Source organism: Pedobacter steynii, assembly GCF_900103665.1.
GTDB lineage: Bacteria > Bacteroidota > Bacteroidia > Sphingobacteriales > Sphingobacteriaceae > Pedobacter > Pedobacter steynii.
Genome location: NZ_FNGY01000001.1, coordinates 556,124 through 582,213 on the forward strand (window position 1 = coordinate 556,124; position 26,090 = coordinate 582,213).

Here is a 26,090-nt window from a genome sequence, read left to right on the forward strand (position 1 = left end):
TTTGTTATGAAAAAAATATTGATTGCCATATTAGTCGCCAGTTTCATCGCTGGTTGTAAGAAGGATATTGCTATTAAGCCTTCCGAATCACCGAAACAAGATTATGTACTTCCTCAGGGAAAATCACCGGCTGATGACAGAATTGTCGAACTTTACAAAAAATATAATACCTATTTCCTGTACGATTATAGTGTAGCTGATTTTAACTGGAACCAAATTGGAAAGAGACAAGGCGCATTTGGCGGAACAAATGCAGATCCGCGGTATGTCGGAGACTTTTTGGATTTATTGCAGGACAAATGGTTTAGATTTTATCCCGACGAATTCTTAAAGCAGCGTATGCCCTACAGGATTTTTATGGCTGACAGTCTCTATGTGAATTATGGTGGTGTCAAATATCTGGTAACCGTAAATCCTGGCGCTGAGAATCTGGCATTTGGGTATGTAAATAGCCAGTTGCAGGGACAGGATAAGGCCTTTAAACTGGAATATAAAAACCAACTGAATTCTGTGTTTTGGGAAATGTTGATCGATAAAAAGCTTATAGATCTCCCTGAATCTTTTTTTGCTGTGAGTAGTTACACCGTAAATACCAGCAGTGACCCTAATTCATCGAATTACTTTAAAAGCAGAGGATTCACAGAGGACTTCAGCTATTTTGAGTACATCACTGTTGAGGACGCTAAAAGACGAGACCTGAGCGCTTTTATCAGAACAATGCTGTCAATGAAAAAATCCGAATGGAATGAAAAATATTTGGGATTTCCACTTCTCAAAAAGAAATATGATGTTATGCAAACTTATTTCCTTTCTAAATACAAAATCAATCTCCAGCTGATCGGAGACGCTGAATAATAATTTTTAACACACTATAAAGCAAAAAAATCATGAACGATTCTGTCGTAGAGGTGATCGGTTTGTCTCACCGTTACAGTGAGCAATGGGCAATCTCAAACATTAGTTTTGAAGTCAAACGTAATGGTATCATGGGTTTACTGGGATCGAATGGAGCCGGTAAATCCACCACCATGAACATCATTTGTGGTGCATTGAATCCCACAGTTGGTCAGGTATTTATTAACGGAGTTGATCTGCGCAAGCATCCAGAGGAGGCCAAAAGATTTCTTGGATTCTTACCTCAGAAAGCCCCGTTATTCTTAGATCTGACAGTGGATGAATATTTGAACCACTGTGCAGTACTACGGTCTGTGCCCAGTAATAGTATTAAAAATGCTATTGAAGATGCTAAAGCTCGTTGCGGGATCAGTCATTTTAGCAAGCGGCTCATTGGGAATTTATCCGGAGGGTACCAGCAGCGGGTTGGGATTGCCCAAGCTATTGTGCACAGTCCAAAATTTGTGGTTCTGGATGAACCTACTAACGGCCTGGACCCCAATCAGATTGTGGAGGTACGTAAACTGATCAAAGAAATTGCAGAGGAGCGGGCCGTCCTTTTATCCACACACATCTTATCTGAAGTCCAGGCTACTTGCGATGAAATAAGAATGGTAGAAGGGGGGAAAATGGTTTTCGCAGGTTCAATGATGGAATTTGACAATTATATAGAACCTGACAGCTTTCTGGTATCGATGTATTCAGCGCCATCTATGAATGAACTAAGTGCTGTTTCAAATAACATCACTTCTGTGGAGAAAGTTGGTATTGAATCATTTCGTATACGCTATTTAGGTAGTAATGCAGTTGTGAATTCTTTTCTACAGTTAAGTGTTTTGGGGGATTGGGGATTATATGAACTCAAAATAGAGAAAAGCTCGCTGGATGAAATTTTTGCTAAACTCTCTAAACAAACCGAAAATAAATAAGTATGAAAAAAATATTAAGAATAGCTAAAACAGAATTGCAGACATTATTCTACTCACCGGTAGCTTGGTTGATACTGATCGTGTTTGCCTTCCAGTTAGGCTTTATCATCTCAGATAATTATGTAGACTGGGCGAGAAGAAAAACCTTAGGGTATGCCATATTCCCCCTTTCACAGATGATTTTTTCCTTTCAAAGCCTTAAGGGTTACCTGTATTTTTATCTGCCGTTATTGACCATGGGCGTTATCAGCCGTGAGTATGCTAGTGGATCGATCAAATTACTGTATTCATCTCCTGTATCTAACCTGCAGATCGTCTTGGGAAAATACCTGGCTATGGTCGGTTATTGTTTCGCTTTGCTGTCATTATTGGTTCCGTTTCTGGTGCTTGGTGGCGTTCTGATACAGAATTTTCAATGGATAGAAGCGCTTACACCAATCCTGGGTCTGTTTTTGCTCATCTGTGCATACGCGGCGATTGGCTTATTTACCTCCAGCCTGACTTCATATCAAGTAGTAGCGGCAATGGGCACCCTTTGTGTGCTAACTCTGTTAAATTATGCGGGAAAGATCGCTCAGGATATTCCTTTTATCAGAGAATTGACCTACTGGATTTGGCTATCAGGAAAGGCCGATAGTTTTCTGCAGGGGCTGATCTCCTCACAGGATTTCCTTTATTTCATTATTGTGATATGCCTTTTCTTAGCCCTAACAGTCATCAGGTTTCAAACCATCAAGAAAAGTGGCCCTTGGTATTTGAAAGCGGTTAAGTATGTTGGTGCAGTTCTTATCGCGGTTTCTATGGGTTATTTTTCTTCCAGACCCAAATTAATGTTTTACCATGATGTCATGCATACCCAGGAGAATACCTTGTCGGTTGGTAGCCAAGAAATCATGGAGAAGGTTACTGGTGGATTAACCATAACTACCTATGTAAATCTATTTCATCCAACTTTCAAATTTGCTGGCCCTTCAGAATTCAATAGCGACAAAAGCCGCTTTGATAAGTATGCCAGATTCAAGCCAGAAATGAATCTGAAATATGTGTATTACTATCGAAAGCCTGATGTCAAAGTGATTACACCTAAGGAACTGAAAGCGCAACGTGAAGATGCCCAAAAAGTATGCGAAACTATGGGCTTTGATTTTGATCTATTCCTGGATCCCAATCAAATAGACAAATTAATTGATCTCTCAGGTGAGAAATACCAGCTTACCCGGTTGATTGAACGGGAAAATGGCCAAAAAGCTTTTCTGAGAACATACGATGACCCAATTAATCCACTTCCGGAGGAAAGAGAAATCACAGCTGCCTTTAAAAGGTTGGTGATGAAGCTACCTAAGATAGGATATATTCAAGGGTATGGCCAACGTGGATTGAACGACGACTCAGATCGCGGTTATAGTAATATAATGAGCAATCCTGCTTCCAGACAGGCCCTGATTAACCAGGGAATGGATGTTGATGAGATTAATTTGAGTTATGGGGAGGATATTCCGGCTGACATGTCTCTAATTGTGATTGCGGACGGAAAGGTCCCATTCGAGTCAGAAGCAATAGAAAAAATCATGAAGTTTGTTCAGCTTGGCGGGAATGTAATTGTACTGGGGGAGGTGAATCACCAGGCTGCGCTAAATCCACTCGTTAACCAGTTTGGTGTACGGTTTCTTCCCGGAGAACTGGTACAAAAGCAGACTGTTGGCCTACCTAATCTGGTGTTTGGCAATCATACTTTAGAGTCGAGGAAGGTGTCCTATCTTTATGACTATTTCAAATATGGGTACCAGTTGATGTTGCCTGGCGCTGTCGCAATTGTTCCTGAACAAGATAAGGGTTTCAAATATACTCCACTATTTACTACGGACTCAGTAGGCAGCTGGAACGAGCTTAATACAGTCAATTTCATTGACGAGGTTCCCCAAATAGACGATGCGAAGGAAGAGGAAAAGCCTAATACCGTAGGCGCGATGTTGGAGCGAAAGATAAACGGTAAATCCCAAAAAATATTTATCGTTGGTGATGCAGATTGTTTAAGCAATCTCGGTTTGTCAAAAAACTATAGAGGTGTTTCAATTGCCAAAGACGAGCTTATCTTAGGAATGCTTGATAATGTCTCCGGCGGTAAGGTGCCGATTAATATAGTGCGTCCACTTTCGGTGGATAACGACATAGCTATCAGCATGAAAAAAGCTTCCTACATTAAAATATTTGCGATGTATATCATACCTGCCTTACTGGCGATTGGAAGTGTCATTTTGCTGATCAGAAGAAAACGAAAATAAGGAAATAGGAGTGGTATTTATAAATGCCAGATTAGCTAAACGGGGACTGATATATGAAGTATATGTTAATATAAAATGCGAAGGTATTTAATTACCCAATTCATTTTAATGCGATAACTGTAACGTATATCAGTCTTTGTTTATATCAAAGCATTCAAAAACTGATGTAAGATTAATAATTAAAGATATGATTAAAATATTTTTGACTGCCTCATTATTAGGTGCCTGCTTGTCTTTATCGGCACAGGTAACAGGAAAAATTATTGATCCTGTTGAATGGGTCAACCCACTTATGGGAACTGCGAGTAAACCTTCATTGTCAAATGGAAATACGTATCCGACAATAGCGCTGCCTTGGGGAATGAACTTTTGGACTCCCCAAACAGGCAATATGGGGAATGGCTGGGCATATACTTATGATGCCGATAAAATCAGGGGATTTAAACAAACCCATCAGCCTTCACCATGGATGAATGACTATGGGCAGTTTGCGGTCATGCCAGTGACGGGAACACAGAAATTTAATGAAGAGGAAAGGGCGAGCTGGTTCTCGCATAAAGCGGAAATTGTAAAGCCCTATTATTATAGTGTCTACTTGGCTGATGCGGATGTGACTACGGAAATTACCCCCACAGAGCGTGCTGCCCAGTTCCGTTTTACTTTTCCAAAATCGGATGAGTCTTATGTAGTTATAGATGCTTTCGATAGGGGTTCTTACATTAAGATCATTCCTGGGGAAAGAAAGATAATAGGTTATAGTACAAGGCATTCTCACCATGTTCATGAGAGTTTTAAAAATTATTTCGTTGCTTATTTTGATAAGCCTTTCACGTCTGCAAATGGATGGAAAGGAAAAGAATTGTTAAATGGCGAACTTGAAGTAAAAGCGGATCACTCGGGGGCTATTGTTGGTTTCAAAACTACTAAAGGCGAGCAGGTGAATATGAAAATAGCCTCTTCTTTTATCAGTATTGAACAGGCTGATCTCAATTTGAAAAGGGAGTTGGCAAATGACAACTTCGAAATGACTAAGTCCAAAGCTAAGGCGATATGGAACAAAACCTTAAGTAGAGTTGCTGCAGAAGGTGGCACTGTAGATCAGACACGTACTTTTTATTCCAGTCTTTACAGGGCTCTTTTCTTCCCTCATAAGATGTATGAGCTGGATAAAGACAATAAGATCGTTCATTGGAGCCCTTTTACTGGGGAAACTGTTCCTGGCTACAAGTTTGCCGGCACAGGATTCTGGGATACATTTAGGGCGTTATATCCTTTTTTAAACCTGATGTACCCCTCTATCAATAAAGAGATGCAGGAAGGTCTTGCTAATGATTATAAAGAGGGTGGATGGTTACCTGAGTGGTCTAGTCCCGGTTACTCAGATTGTATGATTGGAAATAATTCTGCTTCTGTTGTTGCGGATGCCTACATTAAAGGCTTACGCGGCTACGATATCAATACCTTATGGGATGCTGTATTACATGGGGCTAATAATGAAGGGCCACGAGCTACCGGGCGTCGGGGTGTTAAATATTATAACGAATTGGGGTATGTACCTTATAATGTAAAAATCAACGAAAATGCAGCCAGGACCCTGGAGTACGCTTACGATGATTTTGCGATTTACAAATTGGGTAAAGCATTGGGTAAGCCGGCTTCAGAAATAGAGATCTTTAAGAAACGCAGCATGAATTACAAAAACCTGTTTGATCCTTCAACGGGTTTGATGCGTGGTAAAAATGAAGATGGTAAGTTCCAATCTCCTTTCAACCCGTTCAAATGGGGTGATGCATTCACTGAAGGAAACAGCTGGCATTATTCATGGTCTGTGTTCCAGGATATTGATGGTTTGGCTAAGCTGATGGGTGGCAAAGAGAAATTTGTGAAGAAACTGGATTCTGTATTTACACTTCCTCCCATTTTTGATGAAAGCTATTACGGCGGGGTGATTCATGAGATCCGGGAAATGCAAATTGCGAATATGGGGCAGTATGCACATGGAAACCAACCCATACAGCATATGATCTATCTGTATAATTATGCTGGTGCGCCATGGAAAACTCAGTATTGGGTACGTGAAACCATGAACAGAATGTATAATGCTACTCCAGACGGGTACTGTGGTGACGAGGATAATGGGCAGACTTCTGCCTGGTATGTTTTCTCTGCGCTTGGCTTTTATCCGGTGACTCCAGCGGTTGACCAGTATGTATTGGGTGCACCTTTGTTTAAAAAAGTGACTTTAAGTCTAGAGAATGGTAAGACCATTGTGATCAATGCCCCAGCCAACAATGCGTATAATAAGTACATCCAGGCATTAAAGTACAATGGTAAGCTGTATAGTAAAAACTGGTTAAGCCATGCTGAATTGCTAAAAGGAGCTGTTCTGGATTTCGATATGTCTGCTAAACCTAACCTGCAGCGGGGTACTAATGCTTTAGATTTTCCTTACTCATTGTCTACAGCAAAGGAATGATTACAGTAGTAATAATAAATTAATTATAGCCTTCAATGACGGTTGTTATTTTTCACATTGCATCGATGTTGAAGGCTTACGTAGAATAAAAAAAATAATTATGAACAACCGTTATTGGGCTGTCTCGGGATTAATTGTCCTGTTAGCAAGTATTAATCCAGTCAAAAGCCAGCAACAAATTCAGCCTGTTCCATTGGATATAGCTGTAAGAACCGGAACGTTAGCGAATGGATTTACCTATTATATCCGTAAGAATAATGAGCCGGCAAAGAGTGCAGTGTTTTATCTTGTCAATAAAGTGGGCTCTATACTTGAAGATGATGATCAGCAAGGATTGGCTCACTTTATGGAGCACATGAATTTTAACGGAACTACGCATTTTCCTAAGAATGAGCTGATCTCCTATCTGCAAAAAGTCGGCGTGAGCTTTGGAGCAGACCTTAATGCATACACTTCCTATGATGAAACTGTTTATCAACTCCCTATTCCTACAGATGATCCAAGCTTAGTTAGTAAAGGATTGGGTATTATGCGTGATTGGGCAAGGGGCGCCTTACTCAAGACAGAAGACATCAATAAGGAAAGAGGGATTATTCTTGAAGAGAAGCGGCTTACTGAAGGTGTCAGCAACAGGTTACAGCAAAAAATAACGCCTGTGATCCTGAACAACTCTAGGTATAGCCGTCGTTCACCTATTGGGATAGACAGTGTCTTACTGACCTCACCTGCAAACGCAATACGTCGATTTTACAACGATTGGTACCGTCCAAACCTGCAGGCGCTGATTGTTGTCGGGGATGTCAACGTAGATCAGGTCGAACAGCAAATCAAAAAACAGTTTTCAGATCTGAAGAACCCGGAAAACGAAAGGGCAAGACCTGATTATAAAATTGAACTCACAGGTAAGAATCAGTTCTTGCTGCTCACTGATCCTGAGGTTACTGCAACTGAGCTCAAAATAGTGGTTAAGCATCCAGAATCAAAGATGAAAACTACGACAGATTACCTGAATACCATCAAACGAAATCTTTTCAATCAGATGCTGACTTATCGCTTGAATGAATTAGCTCAGCAGCCTAACCTTCCATTTATTAATGTCAAAGCTGGCATTGGTAACCTTATGGGCGGGCTTACGCAATTTGCATATGCTGTAACAGCCAAGCCAGGTGGCTTAAAGGAATCTTTTAGCATTACATGGTCGTTGTTGGAACAGGTGAAACGTTTCGGCTTTACACAAGTGGAATTGGACCAAGCTAAAACAAGTTTCAGTTCAGGTTTAGAGAAGGAAAGGCGCGAACAAAGTAAAATTTCTTCAGAGAGTTATGTTGCACAATATCAACAGCTATTTCTTAATGAATCAGCTTCGCCAGGATTTGATTGGGAATATGATTTTGTAAAAAAGGAACTTCCCGGTATTACAATCGAAGACATCAAATCTCTTGCAGCAAAATACATGGTGGATATCAATAGAGACATTTTGCTGATCGCACCTGAGAAGGAAAAGTCCAATTTGCCTGACTCAGCTACTTTAGTGGGCTGGCTGGCTAAAGCAAGCTCGTCATTATTTGAGGCTTACAAACCTGCGATTGTTAAAAATACACTATTAAGCAAGCTCTCTAAGGGCGGAAAGATTGTTTCCCGCAATAACATCTCTGCTGTTGGTGTACAACAAATAATCCTAAACAATGGAGTGAAAATATGGTTGAAACCAACCACTTATAAAAATGATCAAATTCTGTTTGTGTCATTTGCTCCAGGGGGTATTAATAAATATGCAGATGCGGACTACCCGAGTGCTTCGAACGCTGCAAATGTAATTGGTGGTAGTGGATTGGCTGGTTACGCTCCAAATCAACTTTCTAAAATGCTGAATGGAAAGTCTGTTAGTGTAGGGGTGTATATCAGTGACCGCGCCCAAGGCATCAATGGAAGTTGTTCGACAAGTGATCTGGAAACTGCATTGCAACTGATATATCTGCGTTACACTGCCCCGCGTAAAGACACGGTGTTGTTTGATAATGCGGTTGCCCGTTTAAGAGAAGGAATCAAAACCAAATATGATGATCCAGAAAACGTAGTTGCAGATACCATAGGGAATGTGTTAAGTGGTTATCATTATCGAATGAGTCCCATGACGTTGGAAAGGCTGGATAGCATCAGTCTTGAAAAAGCATTCGACATATACAAAGACCGCTTTGCCGATGCTTCAGATGCTAACTTCGTTTTTGTTGGTAATTTCAATACCGATAGCATCGCTCCCTTACTGGAACATTATCTGGGTGCATTACCGTTCCAAAATCGTCAGGAAAAACCCGTGGAGATACATATAAAGATGCCGAAAGGGAGATTGACCAAGATAATTGAAGCTGGAAGAGGTCAAAAAGCCAGTGTGTTACTAGTTTATCACGGCGATTGTAAGTATAGTGAAGAGGAGGGCAGACAGTTGCAGGCATTATCCGAAATCCTGTCCTATCGATTGCTAACCAGTTTGAGAGAGAAAGCAGGTGAAGTTTACAGCCCATCGGTACAATCCAGTATGACAAAAGACCCAGACCAGCGATTCTCTTTAGAGATAGCATTTGGCTGTGCCCCTGAACATGTAGCACACTTGGTCAAACTTGTAGAAAAGGATATCGCAAACCTGCAAAAAGCTGGAGCAACCCAGGATGAATTATTAAAATATAAGGCTGGGGTGCGTAAACAAGTTGCATTACAGCGGAAAACTAATGATTTCTGGTTACAATATATAGTGAAGAAGGTGGATGAGGGAGAAGAGCTGAAAGCAGTGACGGATCTGGAGAAGCTTTTAATTAACATTAACAGCAACTCGATTCTTAAGGCTTCGAAATTGTACCTGAGCGGAGAAAATTGTATTCGGTTTGTGTCCTTGCCAGAAAAGAATATAAAATAAATAACTAATCATGAAAAAGGCGATTAAAGACGTCTTGTAAATCAACACAAAATGAAAAAAATAATCTTAATTATCATAACTATGCTGCCTTTAGTGGGCTGGGCAATAGACGGCAATTTCCTTCTAAAAGGAAAGATAAGCAAGGGAACTGCTAAGGCTAAAATTTACTTAAACTACAAGCTAAATGGTAAGATGAAGACCATTTCTGCTCCATGTCCGAATGGTATCTTTGAATTTAAAGGTACAATACCAGAGCCTAAGCTGGCACGATTGATCATGGACTATAAGGGTATTGGTCTCGAAGCGCTTGGAGAAGAAGCTGATGCCCTGGTGTTTTTCCTTGAGCCCGGAAATATCACCGTTGCTACTACCAGTACCCTCAAAAATGCTGTTGTTACCGGTTCAAAACTAAATGAAGAGAATAAGAAATTTATGGTTTTATTAAAACCTATAAACGCATCTATGAATGCTATAGTCACGGATTTCTACAGCGCTCCTGAAACCAAGCAACAAAGTGCTGAATTTAAGAATGAGATGGATGCCAAATTAAAGGATGTAGGGGTTAAACGCCGCGCAGTGTTAAATGAATATGTAAAATCCCATCCTTCATCTTTTATTAGTTTGCAGACACTAATGGAAGCATTCGAAGAAAATGTGGATGTTAAGAAAATCAAAGCATTATTCAATACGTTGTCACCTCAATTGCGCAACTCTCCATCTGGAAAGGTACTCAATTCGAAGCTTTAGGGACTTGATAAAAATCAATAAGCATCTTATACCCTCACATATTTCATCAATGCGATATTAAGGGGAGGTGTTACAACCCCATTTTATAATGAAGCGTGAAGTGGCAGATAAATATTTGATGAAAAAGAATTTATTGGGCCATCCTAAAAATGGAAGAATAAAATATAATTGGGCTGCATTCTTAATTAGAGAGCTCGTAACGAAACTCATAAGGAACGGTTTATAGTTGGTGATGTAGCGTGTCTGGATGGAACCTGCCACCATTTGGTTAATAGTTGTTTTTTAGTTGGGTGCGTGTGAATAGTCCGGGTAATCCGGGCTATTCCTTTAATTAAGTTAGAATTAATCATCAGAATGTCCTTATGGAATTAACAATCTCACAATGACGAATAGTAAAAAGAAAAACAAGGAACCTATCTCTTCCATTATTCATCCAATGGCGTATAAACGCCTTTTTGTTTTGTTGAATTCTATATTGGAGATGAAGGATAAACGCAGTTTTCAATCTGGCCTAACAAAATTATTAAAGGGCCTGTATTTTAAATATGGTAATTCATTTTATGCAGAAAACACATATGCAAATGTCGCTGCTTTTATTTCACATGGCATGGGGTTCACATATTACATGCATCCAGTACGTGGTAAAGTTGTTATAGATATATTTGGGCCTGGTGAGATCGCTTTGAATCCAGATAGTTTTTTTAATGGTACTCGGGCTGACACTGGATTGGAGTTTATTGAGCAGACTAGTATTCTTTATTTAACTGTGAAGGATATGGATATTTTGTTTGAAGGATTTGATGATGTCAAGATGTTGACTATTAAGACGCTTTCCGGAATGTTTAAAAATAATCGGGTTAAGGATGAGCTGCACCGCCTACCAGGGAAGATTAAAATTAAGCTATTTTTTGATTTGTATCCAATCCTGCTGCGGCCTGCAAGACAGGCTCCTATGCAATATAAAGATATTGCAAGTTACCTGAATATCGATCAATATCACTTTTCTACCCTTATGAAAAAAATATATCCGAAATTAAATCAGTAGTCTTGTGAATATTTATATTTTACCCTATTTGACTTGTGTTTGGCCAAGTCGATATGCCATCTATGTGGTTATTTTTGTGTTGATATTTACTTAATGCGAAATTAAAACATGATGGAAGCCCAAATTGAGCACAAGGGGCATATTGTTGGAGTATTAACGAGAGCCTTAAAAGACAACAAAAATGTATTAGATATGGTGGGGGGGAAGATGGGTAATTTACTCCATATGAGACGTCTTATTGATTATGTCGTGAATATTTGTTCTAATTATCGCGTTAACATAATTTATTGCGACCAAAATCCCCTTAGATTAGTGTTTTTTCCCGGTCGTGTACGATTGGGTTTTAAGTATATCTACAGTAATTTAAAAAGGGTAGCCAAGGTCACTGGCTTTGCGTGGATGCCAGGAGGATTAAGAAGGGAAATGCAAACTAATAAATGGTATCTCTCTAGCAAGATTTATCGCTTCTGGTTTATTGGTGTTCTGCCGGGGTTGCAGCGAAAGGATTATAGTTGCAGGCTCCTTTTTGATCTAATTGTGGAAGGAATATTTATAGGAAGAAAGTCCTGTCTGGAGAGTTTTACCTTGAAGAAGCTTTCTTGGTATCAGTATTTTAGCTTTAATATTTACAAAAGGCTGGATCAATTAGGGTACCAACTCTATTTTCGTAGTTATTGATGGTGTCATAACTATAAAATGAATGTGTCTCATTGTTTATTAACGGCTCAAATCTTATGCTACTTTTTAATTCTGAAATGCACCTGCTCACTTTTGTCTTCGTAGTTCTGGAGCTTATGATATTGACTTGCCAATTGTTCTTTTATTATTCTCGTCCGCAGGATAAGCGCCGCTTGTGGTTTTTGATTTTGCTGGCGTTATTGATTTTTTACAACGTTACCGGTGGATTGTTTCCGGATGAAGCTTTGGGTATTTCTGTTGTCTTGCAGAATATTCTTGCTTATGGTTCGGGTTTTCTTATAGCGAGTTATTTTCCTTGGTACTTTTATAAGGCTTTTAATTTACCGGATTTGCGTTTCCATGCACTTTATGGAGTGGGGCTTTTCCTGATGCTTCCTTATGTGCTATTTTTAGGGATAGTTTATCCTTTAACTGGGGATTTGGATTTTGCGCTGAGTTGGGGTATGTTGGTTCCTTTTATTTATTCTTTGGTGCTACTTTGGTCGGTTTTGTCTGCGATTTGTAACAAGATCAGATTAAAGAGTGATTCTGCTCATCCGTATTCTTTAACGGAATTGTCTGCTGTTGGTTTTGCAGTGACCCCATGGGTCTGTTTATCTGTCTTTTCAGTTCTACATGTGAAGCAGTGGGTTGAGGCTTTAGTCACAAATCTGGGTTTTATTGGGTTTTCGATCTTGTATATGGTCCGCTCTGTTGCTTTAAACAGGATTGAACACGCTAAGCTGTTGGCTTTGGACCAGGCGGGGGAGTTGAATTTTGAGCAGAATTGTAAAGTTCATAAACTGACGGACAGGGAGGTGGAGATTGCCGCTTTGCTTTGTAAAGGTATGACTTACCAGGAGATCGCAGGTTTGCTGTTTATTGCTGGTAAGACGGTAGATCGTCATGTACAGAATATTTTTGTTAAGACCGGTGCGAGGAGTAAGATGGAACTGTTACAGTTACTGGGGTTCGGGTTAAAGCGGCTACAGGTAGTTAGCTTGCCTTGGAGTAGTAGTTTAAATAATGTGCCATATGAAAGCGATATCTGACGAGGCATTTCATATTTTAATTGAGCAGATGGAGCTGTTTATGGTTTTGAGTACCAGGTTTAAAACTTTGCTCAGGCCTATGCTTTTTGAGATGGTCTATCATAAAGGTGCCAGGATTCTCAATTTCCGGCAGCGGCAGGAGATGGTTTGGTTTATGCTGGATGGGCTGGCTAGGGAGATTAGGGTAAATGAATGGAGCTTTAAAGAGCGGACGATCTGGTTTTGGTTCCCTTTTAGTTTTGTATACACCACTCCTGGTTTTTTTAGTCAGCAGCCTTCCCAGAGTACCATTGAGCTTTTGAAAGATTGCCGTATGATAATGGTCAGTTATGATAATTGGCAAAGGTTAAAGAGGATGTTTGGTGATACGGAAAAAGTGACTGAAATGATCCGGGATACTGATGCCAGGCTAAAGATGGGGCATCAGGAGCGGATAAATAACATGAATACTGAGGAAAGGTATGTTGAGAATAAAGACTTACTGGATAAGCTGTTTTGCTTAACCAAGCGGCAATACATTGCTGAGTTTATGGGGATGTCTCTGGATCGGTTAAGTAAACTAAGAACTAAGTATTAGTCTTTGGTTTGATCCGATGCTGCCGTTTAGAAATTATAAGCGTTTGCTGACGCTGAAAAGAGTCCGGTTTAACAGATTGCTCTACACCGTGGAGGATACCATGGATTTATTAAAAAAGAAGAACATGTTGGAATTAAATGATTTGTATGACCGGCCTTCAAAAGATGAGGCTGCTGGTTACAGAAATGTGGTGGTTAAGAATTATGAGACTAAGGTGGTGGTGGTTGATCATGCTGAAGGTTATTTAGGGGCGCTTACTAAGCGGGATTTTGAGACATTGGTAGCAAGGCAACGGGAGTTGTCTGCGTCGTTTGTTGAGCTTAGCGCGAAGCTGCCTTCCTCTGCTGCTGTTCAGGCTTTGGTGCATGAACATTACCTGAATACGCGTAGGCTTTGGGGGACTTTTAGTGCATTAGATAAGCAGGGGGAAACTTATAAAGGCTTGGGGAAGTTATATCTGACTGATTGGCGCTTTCCGCTGCTGGGTGGTAAATCTGATCCAGTGTTGTGGTCTTTTATTGCCAAGGCAATGGCTTATTATGCTGATCATCACCTTTTGTAGTTTGTTTTTTTACGTCAGTTTTACATGCGCTGTTTTTCAAGAAAGCAGCGCATTTTTTTGTCTTTGCTTTCTGTAGAAAGATTATTATTTCTTTTTAAACTCCGGTTTTATGCTTCTTTTTGATGAATGGGTTTAATTGATTTTTAGGTTTGAATTTCAGCTGAAGTATTTCTTTGCTGCCTTTGTGTGGGGTTTGAACTGCTTTTTTATAGTTGGTTAACTGGTTTATTTGCGGTTTTTAACTATGGTTTTTCGCAGTGTCGAACGGCTGTTTTCTTTTTGGAATTTCAGAAATTGGTTCTATCAAATATGAACGATATGGAAACAAGAAAGTCAAATAGAGTAAATAGGTTTTTCAGTTTGTTAAGTTTGAAGTTTAGAATTACTCCAGAGTTGATTGTTGAAATTATCTCCGGACTATTCTTTCTTTTGTTTTTATATGCTGCATTCAATAAGATATTGGATTTTCAAAAATTTAAAGTGCAACTGGGGCAGTCACCTTTACTGACTGATTATGCAATGGTAATAGCCTGGTTAGTCCCGACAATTGAAATTCTAATTTGTATTCTATTGTACTTTAAAAGAACGTTGGTAATTGGACTTTACGCTTCATTTAGCTTGATGCTCATGTTTACATTATACATTATCGTAATTCTAACCTTCGCAGAGCGAGTCCCATGTTCTTGTGGAGGGATTTTAGAAAAACTGGGATGGACAGCGCATCTGATTTTCAACATCATATTTGTGTTTTTGGCCGTAGTAGCCATTTTTTTGCAAGGAAAATTCACCCTATATAAAAGCAGAGTTAAGCAGGCTAATTAAAAATATTCTATTGCGCAATTTGAATCGGGAGAAGCTGAAAACCCGTATCCTAGAGTAGGCAAAAAAGAACAAAAAATATTATTATGAAAAAACTATTTTTTACCGCATTGGTTGCAGCAGTTGCAATCGGCGGAGCGTATGCGGGCCATGCAAATACCTCAAAATTCGCAGTGCCAGCCAAGATACAAGGTACTCCAGGACCATGTAATACATCTGTTAAATGTTTTCCTAGTGCCACAGCACCACTTTGTACAATTAGCGGTGTAACTTACACTGGAACAAGTCCGGACGGGACTTGTTCTCTACGCTTAGCTTTGAATCCATAAAGTTAGCATAACCATAATCTACGGCCATAATAGACCGTAGATTATTTGATAAATGATCCTATGAAAAAGTATTCAAGAACCTTGCTTTCAGTTTTTGTATTATCCTTATTCCCGATAGGAATAATTTTGGCGGTCTATTTCTATAATCTCAGCAAAATATCTTATAATTTTCAGAGAAACATCGACTATAATGTGCTAGAAATTAAAGCCTTTGATCTTGGTTTCAATTCCTACTATATTGCAGGGCACAAAGGTAATAAAGTCTATTTAGGCAATTATACCATACAAAATATATTAGAAATAGATACTTCGTTAACCGACGCTATATCCCACCAGATAGATTATGCTGGCTCAGCTAAAGGACTATTACATAGGGTTCAAGTCGATTCTAATCATTTTTATCTTTCGTATGGTCCTGATAAATCCTTATATCATGGTTTGACGGGAACCTGGAAGGCAAAGGCTGTATCAATAAAACATCCCTACTTCTATAATGTTACCGCATTGAACGAAAGCGCTTTTATATATGAATATGTTAGTTCAAGAACTCAAGAAAATAGCTTAAGGAAAATGTCTAAATTTCAATCAGAAATTGAGAATGATACAATTTTTGAAAAGCAAGTTGACGGACTTTTCTGTACCGCTGGAACATCCGTATTTAGCAGAAAAAACAGGCTGTTCGTATACGTATATTTCTACAGAAATGAGGTGCTTGTAATTGATAGCAATCTAAAACTGGTTAAAAAGTTCAGTACTATTGATCCCATCAGCCGGGCGAATGTGAACGTATCTACGATTGAATCAACAGGAGCAAAAGTATTAGCATCTGGAGCTACAATTGTTAACGTAAGGTGTGCAATATGGAAAGACTATTTGCTTGTCCAATCCAAAATTATAGGCAAGCATGAGGATGAATTGCGGTTCAAAAACTCAACTGTGATTGATATCTATGATTTAAACAATTCTTCTTATTTATCCACACTTTATATACCAAACCAGCAAGAAGAACCTATAACACAGTTAAGTGTTATAGGCGATCATATCTACACGCTTTCTGGCCGTTATCTTAGCAGATATACCATAAAATGGCCGGATCTTTAACATTTATACTTTATTTCTCGTAATTACCAGCATATCAATTTCGCGTTCCTCGATAGAAAGTTTTAATCCGAACTTTATTAGGGCCGTTTGTAAAATGCGGAAATCTATCTTTTTATCCGAATCCAGATTAATTCTGCCCAATTTACTCTCAATACCTGTCTCATCCAAAATCGGATAGTCGGTGTAAAAAAGAAGGCCGTCCTCTAGCTTCTGAATAATATCCGAAATGGTGACATTATTAAATTTAACAAAATTATCTGTCGTGGCCAGTTCCACTTCTCCAGATTTGTACTTTGGGATTTGATAGCCACTTTTAGATATTACAATGCACTTTTTTCGCTGCTTCTCCCAAGAACTTTCAATTCCAAAGCATTCCTGTATATCTGAAAGCATTTTCTTTTTGATTATTTTGACGGAGATATTTCGTTCTGAAGTGAGCTGAGCCGTGTACAAATTCTTTAGTTGTAAAATACCATCAACTCTGCCTACATAATTTGTGCTATCCAGATCCTTGATGATCCTTCTTGAGAGCGGAACAGGAATTTGAGGATCAGCCTTGTAACTTTGTAAAATTCTAACCATCGCTTCAAGTGAATGGTTTGCTATCCAGCCATAAGCCCTACCATCAAGTATGGATTTACTTCCGAAATGAGCAACTGCCATGGCATTGTTCATGTAGGGAGTAATGACTGAACTCCATACTAATCTGGTATCATTAGGATCTTCAGTTAGGTAACCGTTGATAAATATAGGTTTCGATTGAGCCATAACCGGATTGTCGCTAACCACCCGGAGTTGAAGGTCATTGTTTTTTAATATTGCCTTTATTGTTTCTCTATTCAAATAAAGTGGATGCGGGATGTATTTAACGATACCGTGTTGATCGATGAAAATAACGTGGGGAACAAAACTATGAGGGAAAAACTCACTAAGTCTACTTTCATTGTAAACAATAGGCAGGTTCATCACATACTTGTTAATTTTTTCCTGTCTTTTAACAAATTTTTGAACTTGCTGCGTTGTGCCCCGTTCATTAACCAATAAAATTTGGATCTTGTCTTTAAATTCCTGTTGCAATGCAAGCAATTTCGGCCAGGATGAAACACAAGCTGTACATTCAAAAGTCCAGAAGTCAAGAATTAGGATTTTACCCTTAAAATCTTGTAAATTCAATTTGTCATTTGCATAGTTTAATATATTAGCAGTCTGATAATCCGGAACAATATCACCAATATTTATCCTTTGATTCGATACAGGGTTATTTTGGGCATTTGTTTGGATGGCCAGCATTACTAATAGCAGCGCCGTTCTAATAATTTTTGATTTCATGTTTGTATATGTAAGTACTTGGTTAACTTTTAACTATTGATATCCTGGATTCTGTTTAAGCTTCGATGCATTAAGCAACTCTGTAATTGGGATTGGATAAAGCGCGTCGGTACGCTCCCAGTTCGGAGATTTTAACGTCGACAGCACTGCATCAACTCTATCGGTTCGCTTGAGATCAAGCCAGCGGTGTCCCCATTCTGAAAATAGCTCTATTCTTCGTTCAGTTTCCACCGCTGTTATCGCATCCTGCTTATTCAGTTCTAAAGACAATGGAGGAAGTGGGTCTGAAATATCTTGAGTGGGAATTGCTCTGGCTCTTTCCCTGATAGAATTTAGATCTTCAATGCCCAGGGCAATTTTGCTTTGCATAATCCTGGCCTCAGCCCGAATTAAATACTGTTCGGCTAATCGCAATACCATAGAATATTCAGTTACGGGATTAGCTCCAATTTTCACCTTATATTTGTTAGGGTAATACCAGCTACCACCCGGGTTTTCAAAGACTCCCACCCATTTTTTCAGACGTTCGTCGCCTGGTTGGAAACTCGAAAGTAAATTCGGGCTTAAGCTAACGTCATCTGTATTTGTTGGAGCAGCGCTTAATATAAAGGTGAGTCCTTCTTTTGTATTGTACCCAAAAGAAACAGGGACAACAAACTGAAGGATTGTTTCCTTGCTGTTTTTTAGAAAAACACCATTCAAATCATCTACAAGATTGTATAGCCCCTTTTCTTTAATGATTTTTGAGGCTTCAATTTCAGCCTCGGCCCACTGATCATTATAAAGATATACCCTAGATAACAATGCAATTGCTGCCCATTTGTTGGCTCTGATTCGTTCGCCGGATATGTAGTCGTCCTTTAATAAGGTCGCAGCATCGGTTAAATCTCTGATCAAAAGAGTATATATCTGGACGCTAGTGTTCGCCGACATGGCTGCATTTACTCTATAGTTCGTGCTAAGTACATAAGGAATTTCACCAAACAAATTCGTAAGATAGAAATGACAGATTGCCCTAATAAATTTTGCTTCTCCCTCTAGCTGTTTTTTTAATTGAACAGATAAATTGCCTGATCGTTCTAAGTTTTCTAAAACGGAATTTGCAGCGTAGATCATCTGGTAGGGCTCCTGCCAAAGGTAAGTTCGCAAAGCTGAGTTGGCAGGAGAAATATTGTTTGTAGAAAATTGGATCCGCTCACTATCTGAGTTAAAGTTGATAAACTCGTCAGAAGACCTGCCTGCTAGCACCGTCACACTAAATGACCAGCCGCTAGCGAACCCCATACCTGACATCATTTGCGCATAAATGCCCCTGATAGCAGCAATTGCAGTTTCTTCATTCGCGTATACCTTTTCTGTATCAACCTGATTTGTTGGAGGATCTATTTTTAAGAATTCTCTGCATCCCAAATTCAGGGTGACAGAAAGAATTAGAAGTATTGTAAATCTTGTAGGTTTCATAATTAAATAATTAAGATTGATTTTAAATCCCGATTTGAATGCCTGCAGTTATGGTTCTCAGGCTGGGTAAGGAAAGCATATTATCAACCTCTGGATCTCCAGGATATTTAGTAATAGTTACTAGGTTTTGGCCCTGAATATAAAGCCTGAGGCTACCGACATTCATTTTTTTTACTAATGGTGAAGGAGCGTTCCATGACAATGCAAGATTCTTTATCCGAATAAAGGAAGCATTTATAAAGCTGTTTGAATAATACCTGTAAAATGCCTTCGTATCGGCCCCTCCGGGAGTGTAAGCTTGAGAAAACTTTTGTATATCCGCTTTGTCTCCAATGTGTTGCCATCGGTTCATCACTTCAATTGGCTGGTTCCCTATAGTTCCGGGTGTACTGAAAGTACCAGCAAAAGGATATCTACTTGTCTTGTTCACAAATTGAAAAAATAAATCCAAAGAAAAATTCCGATAAGTCAGCGAATTTTGAAGCCCGCCGTACCAATGGCTGGCTAAGGATTTGTTCGCGGTACTTCTATCAATTTGCTCTACATCGTTGTTATTATTATTTAAATCTTCAAAAAAATAAAGCCCGGAATTCGGATTGACTCCCAAAAAGTTCAGAGTTTTGGGGGTATACAAAGACTCGCCTACGGTAAAGATATTTACATATGTTGATCCTTCAATATTTGGATAAGACAATAAGCGGTTCTTCGGTATTGTTAAGGTGATCGCACTCTTCCAACTAAATGAGCTTTTCCTGATATTGGTTGTATTTAGTTCAAACTCCCAACCGGAATTCTGTACTGTTGCCGGTAAATTGTATTGTATTGACGAAAAACCGACAATATCGGGGAGTGTGTAGCCCACCAACTGATTAGACGACCGGTTCCGGTAGTAGCCTGCATTCAGTATGATTTTGTCACCCATGAAACCCAGATCGATTGCAACCTCCAGCTTTTTATTTGTCTCCCAGGAGTAATCTGGATTGGCGATTCTTGTGGGGAATAATCCAGTACCATCCTGATAGGGCTGGGTTGCTGAGTAGGTTTGAAGGTAACCATAGTTTGAAATTTGATCGCTACCGGTTATCCCATAACTTCCGCGAAGCTTCCCAAATGAAAGAAATGGTAAATTTTGGCGGATGAAGTTTGCATTTGTAAAAATCCAGGCCATACCTATTGCGCCAAAATTCGCATACTGTTTTCCGGGACCGAACCGACTGGATCCATCCCTTCTTCCAGTTAAGTTGATCATATATGTACTTTTGTAATTGTAGTTAACCCTACCGAAAATTGCATTGTATTTATACTCGCTAGAGGTTGAATTTGCATATTTTCCCGGTGCTGCATCAATGCTTTTCAACAGGAGGTCATCGGTGTAACCAAATCCAAAAATACCTTCGGCATTTTGTGCATCACTCTGAAAAGTGCCACCCAGCAATACATTCAGATCTCCATCCCCTATTTTTCTTTTAAAACTTAATTGTGGTTCCACAATCCAGGTCTCTATTTGACTGGACGATATCGTATGTGCTCCGGTGGCAAATATTGAGGGGGCCATTGAAGATATTGGGGTTAGACTTTGCTCTCTAAGATGAATTTTGGTATATCCAAATCTTCCTATTAATTTCAAACCATTCAGAACTTCATAATCTAAAGATACCTGGGAGATGAAATTATTTGTTTTACCCAAATAAGGCTGTTTTGTAGCGGCCAGAGGATTGGAAAAGGTCGACGCGCCTTCGGAATTCAATGCCCAGTTTAAATTACCCAGGGTATCAGTTAATGCAGGCGCATTTGGGGGCAATTTGATAAACTGTGTCAAATCTTGTCTCGGCAACTCGTTTTTATCATTCAGATAATTCGCTGAGAAGGACATCTTCAACTTACCATCAATTGAATTATGGTGAACCGCTAGAGATCCCGACCCTTTTCTATCAGAGAAATTACCTGGCGTAACGGTGCCGAATTTGCTGTAGTTACTACGGAAAGAAAATTGAGTCAGCTCATTTCCTCCGTTTACAGAAAATTGAATGTTGCTGGACTTAGCCACACCTCCGATTAACTGCTCTTGCCAATCCGTGTAAGCATCTTTATCCCATACATTGTTGATATCATAATCAGTAGATACAGGTGAGGCTCCATCATTTTTAAAAGCCTCATTCCGCATTAAAAGGTATTGCTGTGTATTCAATAGTTCCAATTTTGAGCTCACCCGGGAAATTCCTGTGTTATAATTCAAATCAAGCCTGGATTTACCAGCCTTTGGCCTTTTTGTTTTGATCAGTATTACTCCGTTTGCACCTCTTGAACCGTAAATAGAAGTAGCATCTGCATCTTTTAAAACTTCAATACTCTCGATATCCCCAGGGTTGATATAATTCAGAGGGCTTGACACACCACTGATCCCTTCTACGTTAAGGTTTGTTGAGGTTAATGAAGTCGCTGGATACGGCACGCCATCGATAAGGTATAATGGTTGATTACCATTGTCGTCTGAAGAATTTCTGAGACTATTCCTGCCTCTGATCTCTACTTTAAATGCACCTCCGTTTATCCCTGAATATTGTTCTATGTTAACCCCGGCCATTCTTCCAGCCATAGCACTCAGCACATTATTCACAGGTTGTTTTTCGATAGTTTCGGCTGTTATTCTTGAAATGGATCCGGTACGTTCTTTCTCTTTAACTGTATAATATCCTGCATTGATTTCTACTTCCTTAAAAACATCCTTGTTTTCTTCCAGTAGAATGCTTAGCCGTTTTAGTTGAGTGCCAATAAAATGGACTTCCTTACTCTTGTATCCGAGGTAGCTTATTTTTAATATGCCTTCTGACCTTGTTGTGGTTATAGTAAATGTTCCGTCCTTATTGCTTTTTGTTTTGATGTTTTGGTTTACGATTTGAATTGTTGCGTCTGAGAGTGTCTGTCCTTGCTGATCGGTGATTACACCAGTGATTTGTATGGTCTGTGCATTACTTACGTTGCTAAAAAAAAAGCAAAGCGCGGCCAGGACTATAGCTGGTATAGTTTTTTTCATAAAAATTTGATTAGTTTAAGAAAGCTTGATTAGATAATATTCTATCTGGTTTAATTGAGCTGTTTTTCAGACTGGCGCTTTTGGTTTGAGAGGATAGATCCTGTCAATGGGGGCCAGGCCGATTGGAATAGACAAGACAAAAGCGATACACCTCCATTTGTTAAATAGATGAAAACATTGCTGAAGTTCGGTATTGTCTTTCATTACTCATTATTGCTAATGAGCCTCTGACGATATATAGATGCACAAAACTATAGCGGGCTCTATCACCGTATTACAAGGTTCCGACACCTACGATCCGGTTTTCGATAGAGCCCACAGTGCTATAGTCGTACAAAAGTACGCATATTATCACTATGGGCATTAATCTACCGTCTCGTGATCGTTGCAAATTGTCGGAATTTGTAATCGAGACTCTTTAATTAATGCCTGTTTTACTGTGTCCCACATTTGTAATGATTTATATATCATACAATTGGATACATCAGTATAGAACAAATATACCTATAATACTTTGATATTTGCTAATAAATATAATGCTAAATTCAAAGTAAATTTTCTTCCCAATTTTTGCGACGATGAGCTCCTTATCTTAGCTTTTTATGGTAACGAAACTTTATATTCCTGTAAATAATTTAGGCCCTTTTTTGACAGCAAAGAAGATTTCGAATATTGATATTCATGCAAAAACTGGCATACCTACGGTGGAGTTAAGTCAGCTGAGAAGTGGAGATATCGAGACTATTCGAGCAAATAAATTATTTTTAATTGCTAAGGTTGGTAAGATCGATATTAAAGACATGCTTCTTGGTGTGTATCCAGAATTAAGATTAAATAGCGCAGAGGATATAAAGTTTGATTTTCAGAGTATTTCGGATTTTTTTAATTATGTTCAAAAGGATGTAATACAAATGATAGCGGACAAGACTGGCTTAGCAGTCTATCGCATTAAAAAGATCAAAGCAAATAAAGTTAATCCTGCGGCACATGAACTTTATTTAATCGAACTAGCCACTAAGACAAAACCCGGGACTTTATTTAATATTCTCTTTAAAGATCTTCAACTAAATTCTTCTGAAGAAGAAGCTAATTTGAGACTGCTTGAAAAAAAGAAAAGTCGTAAAACTTCGTAGTCATTGTTTCTTTAAGAATACTTTAGCAAACTTTTGTAACAATGATTTTTAATTTATGGTGTTTTTAAGCCTTTAAATTAGGCGAGCTTATTGATTTTTGACCATGTTACTTCTATTGCATTTATTTTTAATGAGTTAGAAATTGAATATGTAGCTATTTGGTTTGTAGCCCCTGTTGACGTGGTTTTTTTAATATCCCCATGTGAATACTGGAATGTTGCCAATAATTAAACGTTTGGTGAGTATCATGAGAAAGCTTTCTATGAAGGTGGTAAATACGCCGGTTCTATAGCTTTTGAATTGCTATAGTCCGTGTGGATTTCTTCTGTTGAATATTCTTTTATTTATGTCGTATCTGATGTAAATGCCTGGTATGAGCATTACTATTCCAGTTATTTAATAAGTATTCACCTTTTTGAGGGTTAATATTTAGTTAATAGAACTTGGTTTTAATTGCTTTTTATGCTGTATTTCTAAATTCAAATTAGGGGTTGTCGCTCCCTACTGTTTCCCGCTTTCCTGCGCGCACAATCTACTATTCGGTTTTTTATTTTTCTACTAGGGGTTTATCCCTATTTGATAAAAATGGGGAGTTTTCCCCATTGTCTTTTTTACTTCGGTAATTCACATTTGTTGGGCTTTGGCTTTTGGCCAAGGTTTTTTTCCTGTTGTTTAATCGTTTACTTAAAATCTAATTTATGAATGAAGATTTGAAGATTAAGGCGATGGGAGTATTGGCTGAGCTGATGGATGGTTTGGCTGGTGTTCCTATTAAGGATGTTTTGCCAAGGGAGCGTTTGTCTATGCAGTTGGTGTTGATTGGTGATGCTCAGTCAGAACTGGAGGTTTTGTTTGATCCTGGGATGTTTGATGATTCTGTATTCGGTGTGTTTTATTTTAAGGAAGTCTATGTGCAGCTTAAAGGATTGCAGTTGTATTACCATGGATTTTTTGTGGTTGCTTCTGAGCTGCCTGTAGGGCCTAAGGAGCGGCGTAAGTATTTGTTAGCTGAACTTGCGGGGATTGATCGTTTTTTTCTGCGTTACCAGTTTCATTATGGGTATTACTGTTTGGGGGCTTTGGAGTTGGATGATTTGTTGTTTTCTATTGGGGGCTTGGATGAGTTTAGTGTGCTTTGTCCTTTATTGCCCATGGATGTGCCTGAGGGTGTGCCGCAAACGGCGTATTTGTTTGCTTTGTTTTTGGCTAAGGAGCGTTTGCGGGCGGATCTGTTGGGTATGGTTGCTGCTCTGGATTCGCCTCCTGTGCTGTCGGATTCTGCTTCGGTGACTGAACAGGGGGATTTGCATACGCCGTTCCAGTGGACTTCGGAGGTGGTGCATTTGATTGAGCTTGCGCATGCTTTGCATCTTAAAGGGGTAGTGAATGATGGGGAGACGGGGATTATGGAGTTTTTTGAGGGGTTGGGAGATTTCTTTGGGGTGAATCTTGGTGTGCCTAAACGTGGATTTGAGGATCTGAAGGCGCGTAAGCGTTTGAGTAAGACGCATTTTACGGATTCGCTTCGTGAGGCTTTGCTGAAGAAGATGTCGGATACGGATGCCTGGGTTGGTGGTGGTTTAAGGGAAGGTAGGTAGGTGAAGGCTTTGGTTCGTAAGGTAGTTTCATTAAATGGGATATAATATAGATGGCTGTTCTAGCTGGATTTTGGGCCGATCTTCTTGTGAAATGTCCCATGTGGGATTTTATTTTTTGGCTTCTTTTTTCCTTTGTATTGCTTTTTCGCTGCAATGGGGTGGCGTTTTAATTTTTGATCTGATGTTGGAGCAATTTACTTGGTTTGATTTTTTTGCCTGTGTTTTGCCGCTGCTGCTGGGCTGGTATCTCTGGCTGTTTTTAATGTATAGGGTTTCTGGTGGTAAGTCTTTTCCAGGTTTGAGTACTGCTGGTTCTGCTGTTTTGGGTTTGGGTCAGGATTTAAGTGGTGGTCCTGGTGCTGGCTTTGGTTCCACTGGAAATGGGCCTGATTTAATGGGTAAGTCTAAAATGCCTGAAGGGGTGTCCAGAGTGGTTGCTTCTGATGTGGTGTTTGCTGGGGATGTTAGTGTTGATGATCTTTCTTCTTCTGTGCTGATGGGGGATGTGATTGCTGAGCTGAAAGAGGTTTTTGCAATTCTTGCAAGGGAAGATGGGTCTAAGGTGGATTTTTTCAGGCTGGTGGGGGCGGTGAAGGAGAGTTATCCTGGTCTGGGTTCTCATCCTGGGCTGGCTATGTTGAATGCTTTTGTGTCGGGAAATGTGCCTTTTTTACTTACGCTGGCGGAGTTAGAGTCGCTTTGGGATTAGGGGGGGGCTGTGGTTTTGGTGTGCTTATGTTCATGGTTTCATTTTTTGAGGTTGTTGGTTATGAAAGTTAATTATAGTTTGTTTAAGCAGGTTTTTAGTAGGGTTTTGCTGTTGGGCTTTACACTGGTGGCATTTGTGGTATTGTCTGCGCTGTGTGCTGTTTTGCTTCCTTTTGGGGCTTCTGCCCAGGATGGTGAGGCGGGAATTCGCGCGGCGGCTGATCAGGTTGGGGGTTATTTTGATACGGGCTGCGATCTGGTGTATGCCATTGGTGCGGTGGTGGGCTTGATAGGTGCTGTTAAGGTGTTCAATAAGTGGAATGCGGGGGAGCCGGATACCAATAAGGTGGCTGCTGCCTGGTTTGGTAGTTGTATTTTTCTGGTGATTGTGGCTACGGTGTTGAAGTCTTTTTTCGGGGTGTGAT

At 39.5% G+C, this 26,090-nt stretch carries 20 protein-coding genes; 17 read left to right on the forward strand and 3 right to left on the reverse strand.

Annotated elements, in window-relative coordinates; genetic code table 11:
• The first annotated feature begins 6 nt into the window (after window positions 1-6).
• The 13 genes from BLQ87_RS02155 to BLQ87_RS02215 all read left to right on the forward strand — a co-directional run bounded on the left by BLQ87_RS02155 (window position 7) and on the right by BLQ87_RS02215 (window position 16,402).
• A complete protein-coding gene (locus BLQ87_RS02155) occupies window positions 7-855 on the forward strand; it encodes a hypothetical protein (protein ID WP_074604483.1) in 849 nt (282 codons plus the stop codon).
• A gap of 32 nt (window positions 856-887) precedes the next feature.
• Complete coding sequence (locus BLQ87_RS02160) at window positions 888-1,823, forward strand: ABC transporter ATP-binding protein (protein ID WP_074604484.1); 936 nt, start codon at window positions 888-890, stop codon at window positions 1,821-1,823.
• A 2-nt stretch (window positions 1,824-1,825) separates the two neighbouring features.
• Window positions 1,826-4,105: a Gldg family protein gene (locus tag BLQ87_RS02165; RefSeq protein ID WP_074604485.1), complete on the forward strand. Its 2,280-nt coding sequence runs from the start codon at window positions 1,826-1,828 to the stop codon at window positions 4,103-4,105.
• 175 nt (window positions 4,106-4,280) lie between these two features.
• A complete protein-coding gene (locus BLQ87_RS02170) occupies window positions 4,281-6,581 on the forward strand; it encodes a GH92 family glycosyl hydrolase (protein ID WP_394331812.1) in 2,301 nt (766 codons plus the stop codon).
• A 100-nt stretch (window positions 6,582-6,681) separates the two neighbouring features.
• A complete protein-coding gene (locus BLQ87_RS02175) occupies window positions 6,682-9,492 on the forward strand; it encodes a M16 family metallopeptidase (RefSeq protein ID WP_083361641.1) in 2,811 nt (936 codons plus the stop codon).
• 51 nt (window positions 9,493-9,543) lie between these two features.
• Window positions 9,544-10,239, forward strand: coding sequence for a DUF4369 domain-containing protein (locus BLQ87_RS02180; protein WP_074604487.1), 696 nt, complete (start codon window positions 9,544-9,546; stop codon window positions 10,237-10,239).
• 382 nt (window positions 10,240-10,621) lie between these two features.
• Window positions 10,622-11,284 carry a cyclic nucleotide-binding domain-containing protein gene (locus tag BLQ87_RS02185; RefSeq protein WP_074604488.1) on the forward strand — a complete coding sequence of 221 codons (663 nt, stop codon included), beginning with the start codon at window positions 10,622-10,624 and terminating at the stop codon, window positions 11,282-11,284.
• Window positions 11,285-11,392: 108 nt separating this feature from the next.
• A complete protein-coding gene (locus BLQ87_RS02190; protein WP_074604489.1) occupies window positions 11,393-11,962 on the forward strand; it encodes a hypothetical protein in 570 nt (189 codons plus the stop codon).
• A gap of 56 nt (window positions 11,963-12,018) precedes the next feature.
• Window positions 12,019-13,014, forward strand: coding sequence for a helix-turn-helix domain-containing protein (locus BLQ87_RS02195; protein WP_074604490.1), 996 nt, complete (start codon window positions 12,019-12,021; stop codon window positions 13,012-13,014).
• The gene (locus tag BLQ87_RS02200; RefSeq protein ID WP_074604491.1) at window positions 12,998-13,591 is read left to right on the forward strand and encodes a Crp/Fnr family transcriptional regulator; all 594 of its coding nucleotides are present in this window, start codon (window positions 12,998-13,000) and stop codon (window positions 13,589-13,591) included. Before BLQ87_RS02195 ends, BLQ87_RS02200 begins: the two co-directional genes overlap by 17 nt.
• Window positions 13,592-13,715: 124 nt before the next feature.
• Entirely contained in the window at window positions 13,716-14,153 is a 438-nt protein-coding gene (locus BLQ87_RS02205) for a TipAS antibiotic-recognition domain-containing protein (RefSeq protein ID WP_172664797.1), read from the forward strand.
• Window positions 14,154-14,471: 318 nt separating this feature from the next.
• Entirely contained in the window at window positions 14,472-14,975 is a 504-nt protein-coding gene (locus BLQ87_RS02210) for a MauE/DoxX family redox-associated membrane protein (RefSeq protein WP_245723777.1), read from the forward strand.
• Window positions 14,976-15,361: 386 nt separating this feature from the next.
• Window positions 15,362-16,402, forward strand: a complete 1,041-nt coding sequence (locus tag BLQ87_RS02215) for a hypothetical protein (protein WP_074604493.1) — start codon at window positions 15,362-15,364, stop codon at window positions 16,400-16,402.
• Window positions 16,403-16,405: 3 nt separating this feature from the next.
• On the opposite strand, the gene BLQ87_RS02220 is transcribed toward BLQ87_RS02215, so the two are convergent.
• Genes BLQ87_RS02220 through BLQ87_RS02230 form a run of 3 tightly spaced genes read right to left on the reverse strand, consistent with a single transcriptional unit; the run spans window position 16,406 to window position 22,226 of the window.
• Window positions 16,406-17,731, reverse strand: coding sequence for a TlpA family protein disulfide reductase (locus BLQ87_RS02220; RefSeq protein ID WP_074604494.1), 1,326 nt, complete (start codon window positions 17,729-17,731; stop codon window positions 16,406-16,408).
• Window positions 17,732-17,764: 33 nt separating this feature from the next.
• Entirely contained in the window at window positions 17,765-19,192 is a 1,428-nt protein-coding gene (locus BLQ87_RS02225) for a RagB/SusD family nutrient uptake outer membrane protein (protein WP_074604495.1), read from the reverse strand.
• A gap of 22 nt (window positions 19,193-19,214) precedes the next feature.
• Window positions 19,215-22,226, reverse strand: a complete 3,012-nt coding sequence (locus BLQ87_RS02230) for a SusC/RagA family TonB-linked outer membrane protein (RefSeq protein ID WP_074604496.1) — start codon at window positions 22,224-22,226, stop codon at window positions 19,215-19,217.
• 602 nt (window positions 22,227-22,828) lie between these two features.
• On the opposite strand from BLQ87_RS02230, the gene BLQ87_RS02235 reads away from it, so the two are divergent.
• The 4 genes from BLQ87_RS02235 to BLQ87_RS02250 all read left to right on the forward strand — a co-directional run bounded on the left by BLQ87_RS02235 (window position 22,829) and on the right by BLQ87_RS02250 (window position 26,089).
• Window positions 22,829-23,359, forward strand: a complete 531-nt coding sequence (locus BLQ87_RS02235) for a hypothetical protein (RefSeq protein WP_074604497.1) — start codon at window positions 22,829-22,831, stop codon at window positions 23,357-23,359.
• A gap of 698 nt (window positions 23,360-24,057) precedes the next feature.
• A complete protein-coding gene (locus BLQ87_RS02240; protein WP_074604498.1) occupies window positions 24,058-24,957 on the forward strand; it encodes an RteC domain-containing protein in 900 nt (299 codons plus the stop codon).
• 34 nt (window positions 24,958-24,991) lie between these two features.
• Window positions 24,992-25,666, forward strand: coding sequence for a hypothetical protein (locus BLQ87_RS02245; RefSeq protein WP_143010308.1), 675 nt, complete (start codon window positions 24,992-24,994; stop codon window positions 25,664-25,666).
• A gap of 60 nt (window positions 25,667-25,726) precedes the next feature.
• Window positions 25,727-26,089, forward strand: coding sequence for a DUF4134 domain-containing protein (locus tag BLQ87_RS02250; RefSeq protein WP_083361642.1), 363 nt, complete (start codon window positions 25,727-25,729; stop codon window positions 26,087-26,089).
• The last annotated feature ends 1 nt before the right edge of the window (window position 26,090 follow it).

Coding starts and splice junctions, on each gene's coding strand:
- BLQ87_RS02245 (WP_143010308.1), top strand. CDS start 24,992: ATGGGATATAATATAGATGGCTGTTCTAGCTGGATTTTGGGCCGATCT.
- BLQ87_RS02230 (WP_074604496.1), bottom strand. CDS start 22,226: ATGAAAAAAACTATACCAGCTATAGTCCTGGCCGCGCTTTGCTTTTTT.
- BLQ87_RS02225 (WP_074604495.1), bottom strand. CDS start 19,192: ATGAAACCTACAAGATTTACAATACTTCTAATTCTTTCTGTCACCCTG.
- BLQ87_RS02190 (WP_074604489.1), top strand. CDS start 11,393: ATGATGGAAGCCCAAATTGAGCACAAGGGGCATATTGTTGGAGTATTA.
- BLQ87_RS02220 (WP_074604494.1), bottom strand. CDS start 17,731: ATGAAATCAAAAATTATTAGAACGGCGCTGCTATTAGTAATGCTGGCC.
- BLQ87_RS02240 (WP_074604498.1), top strand. CDS start 24,058: ATGAATGAAGATTTGAAGATTAAGGCGATGGGAGTATTGGCTGAGCTG.
- BLQ87_RS02175 (WP_083361641.1), top strand. CDS start 6,682: ATGAACAACCGTTATTGGGCTGTCTCGGGATTAATTGTCCTGTTAGCA.
- BLQ87_RS02250 (WP_083361642.1), top strand. CDS start 25,727: ATGAAAGTTAATTATAGTTTGTTTAAGCAGGTTTTTAGTAGGGTTTTG.
- BLQ87_RS02195 (WP_074604490.1), top strand. CDS start 12,019: ATGCTACTTTTTAATTCTGAAATGCACCTGCTCACTTTTGTCTTCGTA.
- BLQ87_RS02185 (WP_074604488.1), top strand. CDS start 10,622: ATGACGAATAGTAAAAAGAAAAACAAGGAACCTATCTCTTCCATTATT.
- BLQ87_RS02235 (WP_074604497.1), top strand. CDS start 22,829: ATGGTAACGAAACTTTATATTCCTGTAAATAATTTAGGCCCTTTTTTG.
- BLQ87_RS02180 (WP_074604487.1), top strand. CDS start 9,544: ATGAAAAAAATAATCTTAATTATCATAACTATGCTGCCTTTAGTGGGC.
- BLQ87_RS02205 (WP_172664797.1), top strand. CDS start 13,716: ATGTTGGAATTAAATGATTTGTATGACCGGCCTTCAAAAGATGAGGCT.
- BLQ87_RS02155 (WP_074604483.1), top strand. CDS start 7: ATGAAAAAAATATTGATTGCCATATTAGTCGCCAGTTTCATCGCTGGT.
- BLQ87_RS02200 (WP_074604491.1), top strand. CDS start 12,998: ATGAAAGCGATATCTGACGAGGCATTTCATATTTTAATTGAGCAGATG.
- BLQ87_RS02210 (WP_245723777.1), top strand. CDS start 14,472: ATGGAAACAAGAAAGTCAAATAGAGTAAATAGGTTTTTCAGTTTGTTA.
- BLQ87_RS02165 (WP_074604485.1), top strand. CDS start 1,826: ATGAAAAAAATATTAAGAATAGCTAAAACAGAATTGCAGACATTATTC.
- BLQ87_RS02160 (WP_074604484.1), top strand. CDS start 888: ATGAACGATTCTGTCGTAGAGGTGATCGGTTTGTCTCACCGTTACAGT.
- BLQ87_RS02215 (WP_074604493.1), top strand. CDS start 15,362: ATGAAAAAGTATTCAAGAACCTTGCTTTCAGTTTTTGTATTATCCTTA.